The sequence below is a fragment of the Paenibacillus sp. YIM B09110 genome (assembly GCF_037167145.1).
Taxonomy (GTDB): domain Bacteria; phylum Bacillota; class Bacilli; order Paenibacillales; family Paenibacillaceae; genus Pristimantibacillus.
The window spans coordinates 21,528-38,443 of sequence record NZ_JBANSP010000027.1 but is presented as its reverse complement, the minus strand read 5'-3'; the positions used below and the strand labels follow the sequence as shown (position 1 = coordinate 38,443).

Below are 16,916 nucleotides of genomic sequence, written 5' to 3'. Positions count from 1 at the left end.
AGCCGCGTGGTTGCGGCTCTTTTTGATTTCGTTTTTCTCGAAATTTCGAGCTTGCCTTAAAGTGCACTTTAAGGATTAACCTATAGAAGATCCGGTCGAGTACATCTGAAATCATTCGTAAAGGAGGGATCAAAGAACATGGCATTTTCAATTAAACAAGCTTCAGATCGGCTAGGTTGCCCGGCACATACCATTCGATATTACGAGAAGGAGGGATTGCTTCCTTATATTAAGAGAGATAAGCATGGTAATCGTCTGTTTGAACAGGATCATCTGGATTGGATTAGACTGATGACATGTTTTCGAGCAACTGGAATGAAAGTGTCTTTGCTGAAACAAATGGTCAATCTTGCATTGGATGGCGATTCCACAATTCCGCAAAGAAAATCTATTCTTAACCAATATAAAGAGGACTTATATAGACGTCAGAGTGAGCTTGCAGAAGCACTTGATGCTGTGAATAATAAGCTATCTATTTATGAGGATATAGAGATGGGAAGGGCCCGTTCAGAAAGTGAATGGTTAAGCCAAATGGAAAATCAGCAACATATACGAACCGATAGAGAGGGATAAAAATATGAAAACAATTAAATTAGGGAATAGTGATCTAGTCGTTTCTGCAATTGGTTTGGGGATCATGGGGATGTCTCCGGGGATGTATGGAGAAACCAATGATGAACAGTCTATTAAGACCATACATCGCGCTCTAGAGTTAGGAGTTACTTTGATAGACACCGCTGATGTTTATGGGAATGGGCATAACGAGGAGCTTCTTGGAGCGGCGCTCAAAGGACGTCGAGATCAAGCCGTAATTGCTACAAAGTTTTCTTACACACCTAATTATGAGACCATTAACGGTCACCCCGTTTACGTCAAACAAGCAGTGGAAGAGAGCCTGCGTCGATTAAAAATCGATTATATCGATCTTTATTACCAGCATCGTGTTGATCCCAATATCCCTATCGAAGAGACAGTTGGAGCGATGGCTGAGTTAGTTCGGGAGGGGAAGGTTCGCTATCTCGGCCTTTCGGAAGCATCGGCTTCCACCATTCGTCGTGCACATGCAGTACATCCTATTTCCGCATTAGAAAGCGAGTATTCGCTTTGGAGCCGGGATATTGAAGATGAGATACTTCCGACTACTAGAGAATTAGGAATTACTCCTGTTGCCTACAGCCCACTGAGCAGAGGTTTTATTACTGGCGAACTTCGTAAGTTTGAAGATTTAGACGCAAATGATCTTCGTAGGTATATGCCGCGGTTCCAAGGTGATAATTTCAATAAAAATGTAGAGATTGCCGATTCCGGGAACTAAACGAATAAAATATTTAGAGGAAAATGCAGCCTCCGTGGATGTTGAACTTTCTCCTGAGGATTTGATCCGTATTGAGAAGGTTAGTCCTAAGCATGTCGTTCATGGTACTCGATATATGAAGGAACAGATGGAGCTGCTTGAAGGGTAACGGAGAAACGGCGAATTGTGGTTTTGTGCACAGCCACGGTTCGCCTCCACCCATACCATGAAAAACCCGACCTCGCGAGGTCGGGTTTTTGTTCGTGTTTTATAGAAAAAACTGTAGGTATTGAACTTACGAGTTAAAGTTTACTATTCAGTGCATGCGTGTAGATGGGTTATTTTGATATATTTGGATGGGGGGATGACATTTGGCGTATAGGGATGACCTTGAATTAAGAAAACTAATTCATCATTTGGCTAAGTGGCGTAGGAACGGCAAGAGATTACCACACAAACCGCTTTTCATTTTATTTGCGTTATCGCAGCTGCATCATGGGAATAAGCAATTGATATATAGTGAGATACATGTTCAATTGAAGAGTCTGATGTCGAAATTTTGTCCATCCAAAGCGTCAGCGAGAGGGGTTCATCCATTTATAAGTTTGGTGTCGGACGGCATTTGGCAACTAAACATTGTGTTAAGGAACAAACCGTATACGGACAATCAATTAATCGAGAATGGAGTTGCGGGTGCGTTCCATCCGAATGTTCTTCTTCTGTTAGATGGGAATACGAGCTTAATCGAGTCCATTGTGGAAGAGGTTTTACAGTGCCATTTTCCAGTGTGTATTCACGAGGATTTGCAGAAAGAACTAGGATTGCCAAGGACGCCTCCTGTGAAACGTCTAACAAATGTAGACTTTCATAATCGTGTACTAAAAGCTTATGATTACCGCTGCGTCATATGCGATGTGCAAGAGCAGCCTGATAACATATTGACAAGGATTTATGCATCGCATATTCAGTGGCTACAAGCCGGAGGGCCGGATAGTGAAGAGAACGGACTAGCTTTGTGCCTCTTGCACCACAAGTGGTATAACTGCGGCTTGTTGACCATTACACCGGAACGTCAGATCATCGTATCGCAGGAAGCAGGCGGAATACCTCACGATAACGATGAACTGAGAAAGCTTCACGGACTCGCTATGCGTCTCCCTAATCATCCTGTCTACCTGCCGTATGCTGAGTATCTGAACTGGCATCTGCGAGAAGTTTTTCGAGGGACAGTGAAGGCGAAGAGGATGGTATTATAATGCACATAAACGAAAAAGATCACGCAATAAACCTTTTGCCTCGCGGTAAAGGGTTTATTGCGTGATCGAATATAAACGTTAGGTGCACACGATTGCAGCTTTTCGTTATTTGCCCCGAAATTCGATAATAGGCTTAATAACCTGTGAAATAAGCTTAACTTTCTCTGCTGAGCAACCCTCAAGCATTAATATAATTTCATTTCGCAAATAATCCTCAGAAGTGTTATCGGAACCATTCAGAATATATTCTGTAGACTCCTCTAGTACATGACATATATCTGATAGCCTATCCAGACTTATTGGCGTTTTGCCGCGTTCTATTTTACTTATATAAGCATTAGAAACATCTAATTCTTCTGCCAGCTTCTCTTGTGTTAGACCTTTTTTCTCGCGTGCGCCTTTAATGCGGCGTCCAATAATTCCATAGTCAAAGCTCAAGTTCATCACCCAATTTAAAATATAGCAAGCCCATGCGGGTGAATACATGTACAAGGTTTCAATATGAACTTATAGGTCAACATTAAAGCGAAGAAATCTATACCGTGACTACACCAGAAGAAGCCTGTCAGCCGTTTTTAGCTCAATTTAAGCTCTATTTAAGTAGCCCGACTTATCATGGTAACAGGTAATGGAAATTCATCGTTAAATATGACGAAGAAATGGGGATGGGCGATGGCGAAAGGGAAAGATAAGTGGAGGAAATGGAAGATCGGCGCGGGGAGCGTGACCGCGGTCATGATGCTGCTCGGCGCTATACAGAATAGCGAGACGTTCAAGCTCCAGGTGCTGGCAAAAAGCCAGGAAGAGAGCGGTGACAGCTACGTTGCGGGGGATAGCGGCTCCGATGCAGGCTTCTCCGACACCTGGCAGTCGGGATCCCGGAGCTACGGCCGAGGGAATGGGGACACGGGGAGCAGCGATGAAGGCGGAGAGTACTGGTCGGAGAGGGAGAGTACGAGCGGCATGTCGTCGCGGACGGGTAAATCGTGATGGTGCGGCGCACGGACATGGCGTTCTCGTCGATGAATACGCGGATAGAGGTGCAGTTGGAGCATGAAGAGGGGGATGGCATAACTTCCGAGCAATATGCCAGTGAGTTGCGAGGTTGGTTCGAGCAATGCGAGAGCCGATTCAGCCGATTCCGGCCTGATAGCGAGCTGTCTAGGCTCAATAGCTCCAGAGGCGAATGGGTCGTTCTCTCTGACAGGCTGTACGACGTGCTGGCCAAAGCCGAGATTTATCGGAAGGCAACGAACGGTTGGTTTGATATTCGCATTCTGCCCGCGTTGGAAGCGGCGGGGTACGACCGCTCTTTTGAGAAGTTTGCAACAGGCGTTGATGCAAGGCTTCCCGCCCTAGTCGGGGGGAGCTACACATCTGATGAAAGCTCTCGAAAGCGTCAGGAGGGGTTAAGTGCAGCCTCCGCAGCCGTTCTTGAACGAAACCCCGGCATGAAGGCGGTACGGCTAGCGGAAGGAGCGGCAATTGACCTCGGCGGTATAGCAAAGAGTTGGACGGTGGCGCACGCGGGGAAATGGTTTCGTGCCCGCAGAGGTTTGCGTGCGGGTCTCATTAACGCGGGGGGAGATGCCCTCGTCTGGCAGCATGACCGTGACGGCGAGCCAGCTAGCTTCGCAATTGAGTCGCCGTGGGACGGGAATGCGTCGATTGGCGAGCTGAAACTGCTGAACGGGGCGGTCGCGACCTCCAGCGTGATGGGCAGACGCTGGCTATCAGATGATGGCGAACGCCATCATCTGATAGACCCCTTCACAGGTAAGCCATCACGTAGCGAGGTTGTGCAGGCGACGGTCGCGGGTAGAGATGTCATCACTTGCGAAATATGGGCCAAGGTGCTGTGCATGGCTGGCGCCGAGGCGATAACAGCCATGCAGCGCCATTCATCCGGCTGCGAGGCGCTTGTTGTTATGCGTGATGGAGAGACGGTTTGGAGCGGGCGATCATCATCGGAATTTGCATGCCAATGGCGGAGCGACGATTTTGTGCCGTCAGTACAGGAGTCGGCGCGAGCAAGGTAGTTGTCCCGAGAGATAAGAGAATCAAGGAGCAGAAGGGGGAGTATCGTATGATTCAATGGGTATTGAGTTGGCCGACCTGGCACATGACGCGAATATTCGGCATTGCGGCGTATTTGCTATTGTTCGGAGGCATGGCGCATGGCATGTTGTATGGTTATCCCTTCGCAAAAGGACCGCTGAAGGCGAAGTTGCACCGATGGCATACGCGGCTGACTGGCGGCGGCGTCATCGTCACACTGCTGCATGCCTTCATTTTGATGATCGATACCTATTCCCCATTTACGGCAGTTGAAATATTGGTTCCTTTTACGGCTCGCTCGCATCCGTTCTGGTATGGACTCGGCACGCTCGCGATGTACGGCATGTTGGTGTTGATGTTATCCTCGGATATGCGTCCCAAGCTGAAGCGTCCGCTGTGGATTGCCATCCATATGCTATCGTATCCCATCTATCTCATCGCTTTACTTCATGGCATCAAGGTCGGAACGGATGCTTCACATCCGTTGGTTCAGGCGATGTATATAGCCACCTTCGTGATTACGCTGGGACTGTTCGGGGGCAGGATGTTTCTGCGAAGCTCGTCCGCAGCCGGGGGAATCCCTAAACGGACCCCGCGGCGGACAGGATGATGGGAAAGTCTTCGAAAATAGTATCCATGGTTCGCTTCCAACTAACAAAACACAACCCGACCGGAACAGGTCGGGTTGTGTTTTGTTTTGGTTAGACATAGCGAAGTTGCTGCATGGGGGAGTATCGGAGCAAAGAATTATTATCAATACGACGCAATTGCAATTATCGGCAAGGTTTAAGGATCAGAGCGCTCAGACGCTACAGGCACTCCGAAATTCGGCGTACCGTCCTTGTTCCAGGTAAATACTTGGGCGCGTGTATGCCTATTCGGATCGTATAACGGATCGCCTACGATCTCTTTATAATCACGGGCATGGTAAACTAGCACATCCCGGTTACCGTCTTCGGTAACCGTAAAGCTGTTATGTCCAGGTCCGTATTGCCCCGTTTTAGCGTTGCTTTGGAACACGGGCGATTGGGATTTGCTCCAGGAAGCCGAATTCAGCAATTCACTTGACTCGTCAGTCGTGAGCATGCCCATCGCATAATTTGCATCCGTTGCACTGCCGGAGTAAGTAATGAAGATTTTTCCGTTACGCTTCAGCACAGCCGGACCTTCATTCACCCAAAACCCGATAGTTTCCCAAGGGAATTCCGGCTTGGACAGCATAATTTGCTCTCCTTTTATGGTCCATGGATTTTCCATCTCAGCGATATACAAATTCGAATTTCCATATATATTCGGATCTTTTTGTGCCCAAACCAAATACCTTTTGCCGTTATGCTCGAAAGTAGTCGCGTCGATAGAGAACGTTTCCCACTTCGTCTTGATTTGACCTTTCTCGACCCATGTTCCTAACATCGGATTCTCTGAATCGTTCTCCAGTACATAGATGCGGTGATCGAATGGTGCATCCGTTCGCGCTGCTGCGAAATAGATGTACCATTTGCCATTGATATGATGAATCTCAGGAGCCCATATATGCTTGCTCAATGGGCCGCTTTCTCGCTTCGTCCAGATAACGACGGGTTGAACTTTATCCAAGCCCTGAATCGTCTTCGAACGACGCAGCTCAATTCGGTCATACTCCGGAACCGATCCCGTAAAATAATAGTAACCATCTGAATGCTTGTATATCCAAGGATCGGCGCGTTGCTTAATAATCGGATTCTTATATTCGGATTCCTTCACACCTGCGAATACTGCGCGATCAGCGCCCTTCTGGTCAATAAAGCTGCATATAACGATAATAGGCAACATAAGCAGCACAAAAGTAAGCAAACGCAATATTTTTTTCATCTCACCTATCCACCTCTTTGATCATTCACATCGGAGCATTCATATGAGAGCCTGCAGTCATTATGTCCCATGGCCGTGCTTATGATACGATTCACGGTTGCAGCTACTATGACTTCTCAAGCACCCTTTGCTCCAACTCGAAGATCAGTTCATTCGCTTTTCGCTTATTTAAGGAATACCTTTTGGGCTCGACAAGACGAGCAGTCAGTTCTTTGATTTTCGCGATTTGCGTTTCCGTCGGAGGCTGTCGTTCAATGATACTCTCGTAATTTTGATAGGCGACCTTTACGGCAGTTTCCGGCGTTAGCAAATCGATCATCTGGAACATGGCGGCTGCCGCTTTCTCCTTTCCGATGCTGTAGCCGCTGTCCGTCGATAAGAAGAACCGTTCCGGATAGCGCTCGATCAGCGGGACGAAGTCTTCCAGCTTGTTCGTGCTGCTGGGGTCATATGCGGTGAATCCTGGATAAAAATCGATATAAAGATTAGGAAACTCTTGAATCAAGCCCTCGATATGGGAAGGGGGCTTAAATACATTGGCGTGAGCGAAGATAAAGATTGTATCCGGGTGTTCTTTCAACGCGCGAACCAGATACTCGATGGGCATTCCGTTGGGAGGATCGATATGCAGTAGAATCGGCGTTTTGTAGTCTGCAGCCAAATCATAGATTTGAGGAAAAAAACCGTCGTTCGGATGGTTCGCCTTCCACTTCACTTGACTGACAATTGGAGAAGCGGTCGAAGCAGCAACAACTTCCCCGATGTTGAGATATCCCTGCTCCAGGTTGGCCTTTACGATTCGTGTGCCCTCCTCCTCATAAATCGGAAACCCGGCGAAGGAAGGATAAAGGTGTGATGTATCCCGGCGATAATGCTCCCAGGCAGCTTTGTCCGTGATTTGCGCGCTAGGCTCGGATACGTCCCCGAACAGTACGATGCGGTCGATTCCAAGACGGCCCCACAAACTCACGGGATCCGGATGGGCGGCATCATGATTATGAACATCGATCATGATTAGATCCCGGTATACGTCGGATAGATTAGCGTTAGGGTCCTTTCGTTCGCGCAACGAGCGAACCATGTCCGCTGCGCCTTTATCTGGCTTGTAGTCGGTAGCCGGTTCGACGATCGTCTCGGTCAATGTCTCTTTTACCGGCCATACCCCGTTTGAACAGCCTCCAACCAAGGTCACTCCTACCAGTAATACCGTCATTCGCACCCATTTATTCATATTGATCCCTCTTCGATATAAGTGGATTTTGAATTTATTACCTTCATAATATCATTCGAGTTTTTCGTTTATAAAGGTCTATTCTTACGAACATTGATTCTGTAGGTACCATTAGATTCACCTGCTCTTAGGTTTATTTTGGGATTTAGGGAACTTTGGGCGCTTTAACTTGTCTAATAGGGTGGAGGTGAACCTGATGGAGTCGGAATACTTGAAATACATACAAGATGTGGACAGTACGGAGCTATACAATTTGATGACGCAATACGGGGACGACGTGTGGAGATACGCTTATGCGATAACTAAAAATCATGAGCAGTCCAAAGATATCGCACAGGAAGTATTCATAAAAGTCCATTTGAAAATGTCTACGTTCCGAGGGCAATCCTCTTTTAAAACATGGCTGTTTTCCATCACTAGAAATATTGCGCTTAATGAGATGAGGTCCAGTTATTTTCGCAGGATGTTATTGTTCGAAAATGTGAGATCCACCCAGACAGCTCAGTCTGCAGAAGTAACCTATATGGGGAATCAAGCGGCAGCAGAGCTTCGAGAAATTATTATGAGCCTATCTCGCAAGCTGAGAGAGGTGCTTATTCTCAATTTGGAGCATGATTTGACGATTCAAGAAATGGCGGGCTTGCTCGAGATATCAGAAGGAACGGTTAAGTCCAGGATGAACAGGGCGCGCAAGGAAGCCCAGAAGAGATGGGAGGCGGCTAGATAATGAATCATGATAAACCCGACTGGTCGGCAATGGTTAAGGCAAGCTCCATTCCAAAGGGGGTATTTACGGAGGAAATGAAACAAACCGTCATGAGTCAGGCCCAGCAGAATCAGCGCAAGAAGATGAACAGCCCTTTCTACTTGGTCATAATCCCGCTTATCGGCTTAATGATCTGTATGACGATCCTTCCTCTCATTGACCGTTTGCCTTCAAAAGCGATAATGGGCTCGGAAGCAACCTCCGGCCAAAACATCTTATTGGACTATGAGCCTGCCAAGGATCTCAAATTCATTCCGCAAACGGATATGGGAGTGAGAAATTCGACCTTGCTGCGACTGCCGATAACCTCTGTTGAAATCAAAGAAGCGGTCACCATAGACGGCTTCGGCAAGTACTTGAATTATACGAAAGCGGAGGAAGGAGACACTTCCTTCTTCGGATTTGAGCTTTCCAACCATTTCAGTTCTGCAAATGGCGAGTTTTACGAGATTGGTTATGGCGCAATGACGGAAGTGAACTTCCAAAAAAGCGATGCTTTCGGATTGGCTGACCTTAGAATGGACGGTAGATGCGGGCCTCAGAGGAAATGCACGTATTGGATTTCCTTAGAGGAGGATGTGGTCAAGGTATATTATCAAATGAATTCACCGATCATTTATGAGCAGGATCTGGACGGTGATGGAGTAACCGAGGCGATCGTTGTTACTGATGGAACGCAGATTTATATTTACAAAAATATAGCGGGTCAAATCCAATCGGTAAATGTTCAATCCGCGTTTCAAACGAAATACGGAGATACAGTAACGTATGATCCCGTGAGCCAAGTTTTTCAGTTAACCAACGAGGATGAAACGAAACAGTATCGATATGCGGCGGGAGAGGATACACTGCTTCAATTGCTTGAACAGGGAGATTGATCAGTGCTCTTATCATCGATTTGCACCATTCTGGGGAAATGACCATATCATGCAGTTAAAGTGACAGTCGCCTATCTTTGTATGCTGAATTTCTTTACAAGGGGTTGTGTAATATGGTCAAACTAACTTTAGAAATCGCCAAACGATTGCTTGAAATCGGGGAACAGAAGGGGCGGCAAATGGGGCTCTCCTGCGATATCGCAATCGTTGATGATGGTGCGAATTTGATTGCATTTCATCGTATGGATAATGCGCGAATCGCTGGTATTGAAATTTCTCAGAACAAGGCTTGGACAAGTGTAGCGATGCAGATGCCGACGGCTAATCTGGCGCAATCAGCCCTCCCGGGCGGTCCTACTTTTGGGATTAATACGACTAACCAGGGTAAGCTCGTCATTCTGGGAGGAGGCATTCCATTGGTCAGCGAAGATAAGATTGTCGGGGGGATCGGCGTTAGCGGGGGCACCAGCGCCCAAGACATTGAAGTGGCTGCTGCTGTTGTCTATGCCTTCGAAAGCATGCAAAAAATGCATGGAGCCGGACGCTATCATTATTAGAATTCGATCCGATCTGCTAGGTATCAATAAATGATGAGAACCCGACCTAGAGTGGTCGGGTTTTATGCGGTTGTGGTGTTTTTAAATTCATACTTGACAGGTTGGTAAAGTGTGAATAAAATAAAATTCATCAAGCGAGTTCATATTTTTTTGGCTCAACGTGAAATAATGTTACATTAAGAATAATATAAAATGAAACATTATTACAAATGAACCCGCTGACCAGACCGCTGGAAGCTGTGCTTGAAGAAACTGAACCATAACGGAGGGAATGAAAATGAAGAAGGCACTAATAATTGTATCCCTGGTTTCTATGCTCGGCTTGATTCTAGCGGGATGCGGAGGGACAGACAGCAATAACGGCGCGGCACAGAATCAATCGCAACCGGCAAGTACGGAGGCCGCTCAAGAGAACACGGGCAGCAAGGAAAAATTTGAGCTGAACCTCGCCATCTGGGATGAGAAGCTGAAGGATACCGTCAATCAGGTAATTGAGATTTATAAGCAGGAGCATCCCGAGGCGGATGTGCAAGTTACGGTAACGCCAGTCAAGGATTATTGGACAAAGACGCAATCGAGTCTCGTTGGAGGCGATGGTCCCGATCTGTTCATGATGAACGGACCGAACTTCAATAAATTCGCATCGCTCGGCTTGCTCTCAGACTTGCAACCCCTTATTGAGAAAGACGGAGTGGACACTTCGGTATATCCGCAAGGCATCAATGAGCTATACAAGCTTGACGGCCATGCTTATGGCATTCCGTTCTACCTCGGCTCTATCGGATTGTTCTATAACAAGGAGCTGTTCGATCAAGCAGGCGTTCCGTATCCGGATGAAAGCTGGACGTGGGAAACGCTGAAGGAGAAAGCAGCCCTATTGACCGATAAAGCCGCTAACAAATACGGTTATATTGCGGTAAACGCAGATCAAATCGGCTACTATCCTCTCATCCATCAAGCGGGCGGCAGTGTGATCAGCGCCGATAAGAAGACGTCGGGACTGGATTCCGAAGGCACGATCAAGGCGATTCAATTCATGAAGGATTTGATGGATCAGGGTATTTCTCCTTCCGCGCAGCAGCAATTGGAGACGGAGGCATTGCAAATTTTCGGCTCTGGCAACGCGGCCATGTATCCGGGAGGTTCGTTCGATGCCTTTAATCTAAACAAGTTGCTCGGCGACAAGCTGGGGGTAACGGTTCTTCCAAGCGGAGAGCAGAGCGGTTTCTATGTGCATGGCTCCAGCTGGGTCGTTAATAAGCAGTCCAAGCATCAGCAAGAGGCATGGGAACTGCTGAATCTACTGACAGGCAAAGCGGGCCAGGAGCTTCTTGGGAAAAACGCAATCAACTTCCCGGCTTATACTGATTATGTCGATCTGTGGGCGCAGTCGATTCCGTCTTTGGACATGAAAGCGTTCGTCGTATCCCTCCCGGATGCGGTAGCTTATCCGGTATCGCAGAACACGTCCGAATGGCAGAAGGTAATGGCGGCATCCATTACGGAAGCATTGACTGGTGCAGTTCCAGTGGAAGAGGCACTGTCCAAAGCGGCACAGCAGATGAACGAGATTTTGAGCAGAGATAAATAGCAATGAGATTAAAGGAGCCGAAGGGAGCAACGATGTCCCTTCGGTTTCCGATCAGGTTGGTGAGCGGATGAAACGAAAATTGGAAATGAGATGGGCGTATCTGTTCATCGCGCCTGCGCTGCTTGGGCTGTCCTTGTTCCACTTGCTCCCGGCAGCTGCATCCCTTGTGCTGTCTTTCACGGAATGGAACGGATTAACAAAGCCGATCTTCGTAGGTTTGGATAACTTCACAGCGTTGTTTCGCGACACTGAGTTTATTCAGTCGATTCGAAATACCGTTTACTTTACTGTAATTAGCGTACCGGTATCGATCGGACTGGCTACAGTAGCTTCGATACTGTTGAATCAGCGTATAAGGGGATTGTCGCTCTACCGTACCCTTTATTTTGTCCCTGTTGTTACGATGTCAACAGCTGTGGGACTGATCTGGAAGTGGCTGCTTAATGCGGAGTTTGGTCCTGTCAATTACGTATTGGGATTGCTTCATTTGCCGCAGCCTAACTGGTTGTCCGATCCATCGATGACCATGTTATCCATCGTCATCGTCTCGATTTGGTCGACGGTGGGTTACTATATGATTATCTTGATCGCAGGTCTGCAAGGCATTTCCGCAACCTATTACGAAGCCGCCGAGATGGATGGAGCGTCGGAGTGGTATCAGTTGTTCCGCATCACGCTGCCGCTGCTGACGCCAAGTCTGTTTTTCGTCCTGCTGATCGCTTTGATAAACAGTCTGCAGCTGTTCGACTTTGTATTCGTCATGACAGGCGGCACGACCGGGACTTCGGGACCGAATCCCATGCTGCTGAATTCGACCCGTTCTATTGTCTATACGATCTATGATCAAGGCTTCGTTCTATTTCGAATGGGTTACGCATCGGCGCAGGCTGTCGTTCTATTCACTGCTATCTTGGCTTTCACGTTAGTACAGTTCGCGCTTCAGAAAAAATGGGTTCACTATCAATAGAAAGGAGGCGACAAGATGAACCGAATGGCAAGCAAGGTCACGATCCATATCATACTGATAGCAGGCGCGTTCGTCATGTTTGTTCCGTTCTTATGGATGCTCGACACCGCATTGAAGACGTTCGAGGAGTCGATGCTGACGCCTCCGAAGCTGTTGCCGGATGTGATCCAGTGGTCTAACTTTGCGGAGGTATTCGCGAAAACCGATTACATCCGTTATTATTTCAATACAATCGTCGTGGCTCTGTCCAAGACAGTAGGGCAGTTGTTCTTCTGCTCGCTTGCGGCATTCGCGTTTGCGACAATGTCCTTCCCAGGCAAGAACACGTTGTTTTTCATCATCCTCTCCAATATGATGGTGCCGAGCCAGATTGTCATTATTCCTACATTTGTATTGATGAAGGAGCTCGGATGGCTGGATTCGTATAATGCTCTTATTGTTCCGGGGCTTGCGAGCGCGTTCGGGATTTTTCTGCTTCGTCAGTTTTTCCTATCTATTCCTCGTGAGTTGGGCGAAGCGGCTCAGATTGACGGCAGTTCTTATTTCCGAATTTATTGGAGTCTATATCTGCCGTTGTCTCGTTCCGGGCTTGTGGCGCTGGCAATCTTCGTGCTGATTGCGTCTTGGAATGACTTCATTTGGCCTCTCATCCTGACGAATTCCGACGAGATGCGAGTGTTGTCGCTGGCAGTGGCTAGCTTCGTTGGTGAATTCTCAACCGAATACCCGCTTATGATGGCGGCAGCCTTCATGGCGCTACTGCCCCTTGTTGTTCTTTTTTTGCTTCTGCAACGTTTTTTCATAGAGGGGATTGCTCTTACGGGGATGAAAAGCTAATGATAATAGGAAGAGGAAAGGGGTGGAAGCAGAATGATGCTAAAAGGGATATTAATGAGCATAGAAGGCGCTTACGATTCCTTATCTTCGATGGAAAAGCAGGCAGCCAAATATATACTGGATCATCCGAACGAGGTTGTTAATATTTCCGTCCAAAGCTTGGCGCAGAAGACAAAGGTCGGTGAAGCGACTATTGTAAGGCTGTCCCGTTCGTTGAAATGCAAGGGATTCAAGGAATTGAAGCTGCGCATTGCGGCTGATTTGGCTCTTTCCGATACGAAGCAGGAGGAATACCAGCAGTTTCAAGTTGGAAGCTCGACGGAGGAGCTTATCTCCTCGGTGAGCGGCAGCAATCTGAAGTCTGTACAGGATTCGCTTACGGTGCTATCGCCGGAAGCTGTCGACCAAGCTGTTGGGAAGCTGCTGCAGGCGAGAAAGATCGGGGTGTTCGGCATCGGTCCGACTGCGCTAGTAGCGGAGGACTTTCAACTTAAAGCGTCGCGCATTAACAAATGGTGCGAGCTTGGAGCAAGCGGAGATATCCAGGCGATTATTGCCGCCAATCTGACAGACCAAGATGTCGTGCTTGGCATATCGCATTCCGGTCGCACGGAAGAGGTGCTGTATGCGCTTCAGGTCGCCAAGGCGAACGGCGCGGCAGTGATATCCTTAACCCAATTTGGCAATAGTCCGATCGCGGATATGTCGGATATCGCACTTTTTACGAGCACGATCGATCAGAATTTTCGTAACGGAGCGATGGCTTCCCGTATCGCCCAATTAAACGTTATCGATATCTTGTACGTCGGTATGGTTGCGGGCAGCTATGAGCAAAGCATTGCCTCCCTAGACCGCACGAAGCAGGCCGTAAGGCGGAAGAAATAATGTGTGGCAAAGAGGTGCAAGAGCATGACAAGACCGGAGCAGAGTCTATATATTGGCATTGACGGCGGCGGCTCTAAGACTCTATGCGTCGTCGGGGATGGTACAGGTCAAGTAAGACATGTGGGTTATGGCGGTGCTACCAACGTCAAATCAAGTACCCGTGCAGAGACGGAGGCTATACTGCTTCAATTGCTAGAGGAGACGCTGGTCCGCTGCGGCGCGTCGATGAGGGATGTGAGCGGTCTATCGCTTTGCTTAGCAGGCGGCCACCGGCCGAGCGACAAAGCCGCGATGAAGCAATTCATGACCCCTTACTTCTCACCGGCAACTCGAATCGTTGTGCAAAGCGACGCCGCTGCCGCATGGGCCGCCGGTACATGGGGACAGCCGGGTATCGTCTTGATAGCCGGAACCGGCTCCATCGCCTATGGCCGTCTCTCTCCTGAAAGCAGTGAGGAGAGGGCTGGAGGTTGGGGTTATTTGCTTGGCGACGAAGGCAGCGGTTTCGAGCTATCGCGGAAGGCGCTGCAAGCCGTCATGCGTCATTATGATGGGCGCGGTCCGGCAACGGCTATGACCGAAGCTGTGCTTGCAAGGCTTGAACTGGATCAACCAGAAGCGCTAATTGATTGGCTTTATGGCCATCCTGCCATGCGCCGAGAGCTGGCGGCACTGTCTGATATCGTCATCCATGCGGCGATGAACGGTGATTCCGTGGGCGAGACAATCATTGCTGACGCCGTCTGCGAGCTCAGCGAGATGGTCCGTGCCGTTCGAAAGAGGCTGGGTGATGACAGCCTTCCTGTTATCGCGGCAGGAGGTTTGTTCTCGGCTCCCTATTTCTATTCCGCATTCATAGCGGCCTTGCAACAGCGTGATGAGGGGGCAGGAGAGTGCCGTCTGCTGACGCTCCCGCCCGCCGCTGGCGCCTATTATTTGGCGCTGCATGAAGCGGGAATTGCTAGCCCAGCATCGGGGGGAATTATTGAAAGCTCGCTGAGGCTGTAGCTTCATTTCATAGCGTGGATGGCGTATTTTCTATTGAACTTAAGCTGGCCTAACAGTAGGAGGAATCAAGATGCAGCAAGAAACGTCATCGTTATTGACTGAGCAAAGTAACGGCAGATCCCGGCATCTGGATCAGCTGCCCGTAGGCGAGATCGTCCGCCTCATGAACGAGGAGGATCAGACCGTAGCTTTGCGAGTGAAAGAGGCGCTTCCTCTGATTGAGAGAGCGATTGAGCAAATTGTTGCGAGACTAGAGAATGGCGGAAAGCTGTATTATTTCGGAGCCGGTTCTAGCGGCCGTATCGGCAGTTTGGATGCAACGGAGTGTCCTCCGACGTTCGGCGTTGACAGGGAGCTGTTCAATGCCGTCATCGCAGGTGGTCAAGAGGCCATGTTCCAGGCGGTTGAAGACGCCGAGGATGATGTGGAGGTCGGTATGCTTGATGCGCGGGAGCGGCTTTCGGACAAGGATGTGTTCGTCGGATTGGCCGCAAGCGGAACGACGCCGTACGTGCTGGGCGCGATTAGGGAAGCGAAACGAATAGGGGCGCTGACGGTAGCAATTGTATGCAACGTGGGAACGCCGCTTGGAGAAGAAGCCGATTACCCGATCGAAATACAAGTCGGACCGGAAATTATTGCGGGCTCTACCAGGCTTAAGGCAGGCACGAGCCAGAAGATGGTCGTCAATATGATTTCCTCGACGGTGATGATTCGTTTAGGAAAGGTATATCGCAATCTGATGGTCAATGTACAGGCGACCAATGAGAAATTGCGAAATCGTGTCGTAAATATAGTGATGCAAGCGATCGAAGTAGATGAAGGGACGGCTCAAGGGCTAGTTCAACAAGCAAACGGCGATGCGCGCATCGCGATTTTAATACATAAATTCGGACTCCCGCTCGAAGAGATCGACGAACGATTAACGGCGTGCAAAGGCCACTTCGGCCAAACGATGCATCAGCTAGAACAGCAATACCAATTGCTTCCTTAAAGAATAGCTCCCGTCCAAGGCTTCTCGCTGGTGGAGATGGGAGCGAATCGTACGGACAACGCGCAGATCGTCATCGCTTGCGGTAGGGTTAAGCCCCCAAAGCCTCATTCGTAATTTTCTTAATATCAATAGGAGAATGAGAGCTTTCGCTAACAATATCCGGCAAGATATGCTCCAAAAAATAATCCACGCAATGCAGCTTTATTTTCTTAATTTTAATAAGCGCTTCGCGGTACATGATAACAAATTCTTTCTCGGTATTTCCTCGTTGCAATTCAGTCAGAGCTTCGTACACTTGATCGAGCTTATCGGCCACTTCAAGAATGAGCCCTTCGACGGAGTCGTCCTTGCCCTCGCGCAGCTGTCTGAAGAAAATCGGCTTGAACTCCTCCGGAATATTTTCCTCAATAAAGAGTGCAATCATACCTTCCTCTACCTGCTGCAGCATGCCGCGAAGTTCCAGCGAAGAATGCTTGACGGGCGTTTTGATATCCCCGATAAAGATTTCGCCATAGTCATGGCTGCTCGTAATTTCGTAAAGCTTCTTCCAGTCGATCGCCACGCCATTGCTTTCCTCGATATCGGCGAGCGTTTTGGCGTATTGGACAACCTTCCAGGAATGAGCGGATACGCTGTGCTCTTCGAACTTAAATTTCCCTGGACAACGAATAATACGCTCGAGATCGTTAAGAGATTGAAAATACGTATGAATTCCCACGACATATCATTCCTTTTCCATATAT

At 48.5% G+C, this 16,916-nt stretch carries 18 protein-coding genes and 1 pseudogene; 15 read left to right on the top strand and 4 right to left on the bottom strand.

Going from position 1 to position 16,916, the window contains the following annotated elements; genetic code table 11:
• Window positions 1–138 precede the first annotated feature (138 nt).
• The 3 genes and pseudogenes from V8F51_RS26590 to V8F51_RS26580 all read left to right on the top strand — a co-directional run bounded on the left by V8F51_RS26590 (window position 139) and on the right by V8F51_RS26580 (window position 2,550).
• Complete coding sequence (locus tag V8F51_RS26590) at window positions 139–573, top strand: MerR family transcriptional regulator (protein WP_337103525.1); 435 nt, start codon at window positions 139–141, stop codon at window positions 571–573.
• Window positions 574–577: 4 nt separating this feature from the next.
• Window positions 578–1,463 (top strand): annotated as a pseudogene (locus V8F51_RS26585) (aldo/keto reductase).
• Between the two features lie 202 nt (window positions 1,464–1,665).
• The gene (locus tag V8F51_RS26580; RefSeq protein WP_442956493.1) at window positions 1,666–2,550 is read left to right on the top strand and encodes a phosphorothioated DNA-binding restriction endonuclease; all 885 of its coding nucleotides are present in this window, start codon (window positions 1,666–1,668) and stop codon (window positions 2,548–2,550) included.
• Between the two features lie 105 nt (window positions 2,551–2,655).
• Here V8F51_RS26580 and V8F51_RS26575 read toward each other — a convergent pair whose 3' ends face one another.
• Entirely contained in the window at window positions 2,656–2,994 is a 339-nt protein-coding gene (locus V8F51_RS26575) for a helix-turn-helix domain-containing protein (protein ID WP_337103549.1), read from the bottom strand.
• A 204-nt stretch (window positions 2,995–3,198) separates the two neighbouring features.
• Here V8F51_RS26575 and V8F51_RS26570 point away from each other — a divergent pair, with 204 nt between their 5' ends.
• The 3 genes from V8F51_RS26570 to V8F51_RS26560 are packed head-to-tail and all read left to right on the top strand — an operon-like array spanning window position 3,199 to window position 5,218.
• On the top strand, window positions 3,199–3,540 hold the full coding sequence (locus V8F51_RS26570) for a hypothetical protein (protein WP_337103523.1): 342 nt from the start codon (window positions 3,199–3,201) through the stop codon (window positions 3,538–3,540).
• A 32-nt stretch (window positions 3,541–3,572) separates the two neighbouring features.
• Window positions 3,573–4,589: an FAD:protein FMN transferase gene (locus V8F51_RS26565; protein WP_337103522.1), complete on the top strand. Its 1,017-nt coding sequence runs from the start codon at window positions 3,573–3,575 to the stop codon at window positions 4,587–4,589.
• 47 nt (window positions 4,590–4,636) lie between these two features.
• Window positions 4,637–5,218, top strand: coding sequence for a ferric reductase (locus tag V8F51_RS26560; protein WP_337103521.1), 582 nt, complete (start codon window positions 4,637–4,639; stop codon window positions 5,216–5,218).
• 176 nt (window positions 5,219–5,394) lie between these two features.
• On the opposite strand, the gene V8F51_RS26555 is transcribed toward V8F51_RS26560, so the two are convergent.
• Window positions 5,395–6,459, bottom strand: a complete 1,065-nt coding sequence (locus tag V8F51_RS26555; protein ID WP_337103520.1) for a glycoside hydrolase family 43 protein — start codon at window positions 6,457–6,459, stop codon at window positions 5,395–5,397.
• 106 nt (window positions 6,460–6,565) lie between these two features.
• On the bottom strand, window positions 6,566–7,690 hold the full coding sequence (locus V8F51_RS26550; RefSeq protein ID WP_337103519.1) for an amidohydrolase family protein: 1,125 nt from the start codon (window positions 7,688–7,690) through the stop codon (window positions 6,566–6,568).
• A 196-nt stretch (window positions 7,691–7,886) separates the two neighbouring features.
• Here V8F51_RS26550 and V8F51_RS26545 point away from each other — a divergent pair, with 196 nt between their 5' ends.
• The 9 genes from V8F51_RS26545 to murQ all read left to right on the top strand — a co-directional run bounded on the left by V8F51_RS26545 (window position 7,887) and on the right by murQ (window position 16,173).
• A complete protein-coding gene (locus V8F51_RS26545) occupies window positions 7,887–8,417 on the top strand; it encodes an RNA polymerase sigma factor (RefSeq protein ID WP_337103518.1) in 531 nt (176 codons plus the stop codon).
• Window positions 8,417–9,334 (top strand): hypothetical protein, encoded by a 918-nt coding sequence (locus tag V8F51_RS26540; RefSeq protein WP_337103517.1) that lies wholly within the window; start codon window positions 8,417–8,419, stop codon window positions 9,332–9,334. The genes V8F51_RS26545 and V8F51_RS26540 overlap by 1 nt, the downstream gene beginning before the upstream one ends.
• A 113-nt stretch (window positions 9,335–9,447) precedes the next feature.
• Window positions 9,448–9,891: a GlcG/HbpS family heme-binding protein gene (locus tag V8F51_RS26535; RefSeq protein WP_337103516.1), complete on the top strand. Its 444-nt coding sequence runs from the start codon at window positions 9,448–9,450 to the stop codon at window positions 9,889–9,891.
• Between the two features lie 277 nt (window positions 9,892–10,168).
• On the top strand, window positions 10,169–11,482 hold the full coding sequence (locus V8F51_RS26530; protein ID WP_337103515.1) for an ABC transporter substrate-binding protein: 1,314 nt from the start codon (window positions 10,169–10,171) through the stop codon (window positions 11,480–11,482).
• A 67-nt stretch (window positions 11,483–11,549) separates the two neighbouring features.
• Window positions 11,550–12,449, top strand: a complete 900-nt coding sequence (locus V8F51_RS26525) for a carbohydrate ABC transporter permease (RefSeq protein ID WP_337103514.1) — start codon at window positions 11,550–11,552, stop codon at window positions 12,447–12,449.
• 15 nt (window positions 12,450–12,464) lie between these two features.
• Window positions 12,465–13,286 carry a carbohydrate ABC transporter permease gene (locus tag V8F51_RS26520; protein ID WP_337103513.1) on the top strand — a complete coding sequence of 274 codons (822 nt, stop codon included), beginning with the start codon at window positions 12,465–12,467 and terminating at the stop codon, window positions 13,284–13,286.
• Window positions 13,287–13,319: 33 nt separating this feature from the next.
• Entirely contained in the window at window positions 13,320–14,171 is an 852-nt protein-coding gene (locus tag V8F51_RS26515) for a MurR/RpiR family transcriptional regulator (RefSeq protein ID WP_337103512.1), read from the top strand.
• Between the two features lie 24 nt (window positions 14,172–14,195).
• Entirely contained in the window at window positions 14,196–15,179 is a 984-nt protein-coding gene (locus V8F51_RS26510) for an N-acetylglucosamine kinase (RefSeq protein ID WP_337103511.1), read from the top strand.
• A 70-nt stretch (window positions 15,180–15,249) separates the two neighbouring features.
• Entirely contained in the window at window positions 15,250–16,173 is a 924-nt protein-coding gene (murQ, locus tag V8F51_RS26505) for an N-acetylmuramic acid 6-phosphate etherase (RefSeq protein ID WP_337103510.1), read from the top strand.
• Between the two features lie 88 nt (window positions 16,174–16,261).
• Here the strand turns inward: murQ and V8F51_RS26500 are convergent, their stop codons facing one another.
• Window positions 16,262–16,891, bottom strand: coding sequence for a YfbR-like 5'-deoxynucleotidase (locus V8F51_RS26500; RefSeq protein WP_337103509.1), 630 nt, complete (start codon window positions 16,889–16,891; stop codon window positions 16,262–16,264).
• Between the last annotated feature and the right edge of the window lie 25 nt (window positions 16,892–16,916).

Bases quoted from the DNA above. Each gene is read 5' to 3' on its own strand.
- V8F51_RS26590 (WP_337103525.1), top strand. From the start codon at position 139: ATGGCATTTTCAATTAAACAAGCTTCAGATCGGCTAGGTTGCCCGGCA.
- V8F51_RS26575 (WP_337103549.1), bottom strand. From the start codon at position 2,994: ATGAACTTGAGCTTTGACTATGGAATTATTGGACGCCGCATTAAAGGC.
- V8F51_RS26570 (WP_337103523.1), top strand. From the start codon at position 3,199: ATGACGAAGAAATGGGGATGGGCGATGGCGAAAGGGAAAGATAAGTGG.
- V8F51_RS26565 (WP_337103522.1), top strand. From the start codon at position 3,573: ATGAATACGCGGATAGAGGTGCAGTTGGAGCATGAAGAGGGGGATGGC.
- V8F51_RS26560 (WP_337103521.1), top strand. From the start codon at position 4,637: ATGATTCAATGGGTATTGAGTTGGCCGACCTGGCACATGACGCGAATA.
- V8F51_RS26555 (WP_337103520.1), bottom strand. From the start codon at position 6,459: ATGAAAAAAATATTGCGTTTGCTTACTTTTGTGCTGCTTATGTTGCCT.
- V8F51_RS26550 (WP_337103519.1), bottom strand. From the start codon at position 7,690: ATGAATAAATGGGTGCGAATGACGGTATTACTGGTAGGAGTGACCTTG.
- V8F51_RS26545 (WP_337103518.1), top strand. From the start codon at position 7,887: ATGGAGTCGGAATACTTGAAATACATACAAGATGTGGACAGTACGGAG.
- V8F51_RS26540 (WP_337103517.1), top strand. From the start codon at position 8,417: ATGAATCATGATAAACCCGACTGGTCGGCAATGGTTAAGGCAAGCTCC.
- V8F51_RS26535 (WP_337103516.1), top strand. From the start codon at position 9,448: ATGGTCAAACTAACTTTAGAAATCGCCAAACGATTGCTTGAAATCGGG.
- V8F51_RS26530 (WP_337103515.1), top strand. From the start codon at position 10,169: ATGAAGAAGGCACTAATAATTGTATCCCTGGTTTCTATGCTCGGCTTG.
- V8F51_RS26525 (WP_337103514.1), top strand. From the start codon at position 11,550: ATGAAACGAAAATTGGAAATGAGATGGGCGTATCTGTTCATCGCGCCT.
- V8F51_RS26520 (WP_337103513.1), top strand. From the start codon at position 12,465: ATGAACCGAATGGCAAGCAAGGTCACGATCCATATCATACTGATAGCA.
- V8F51_RS26515 (WP_337103512.1), top strand. From the start codon at position 13,320: ATGATGCTAAAAGGGATATTAATGAGCATAGAAGGCGCTTACGATTCC.
- V8F51_RS26510 (WP_337103511.1), top strand. From the start codon at position 14,196: ATGACAAGACCGGAGCAGAGTCTATATATTGGCATTGACGGCGGCGGC.
- murQ (WP_337103510.1), top strand. From the start codon at position 15,250: ATGCAGCAAGAAACGTCATCGTTATTGACTGAGCAAAGTAACGGCAGA.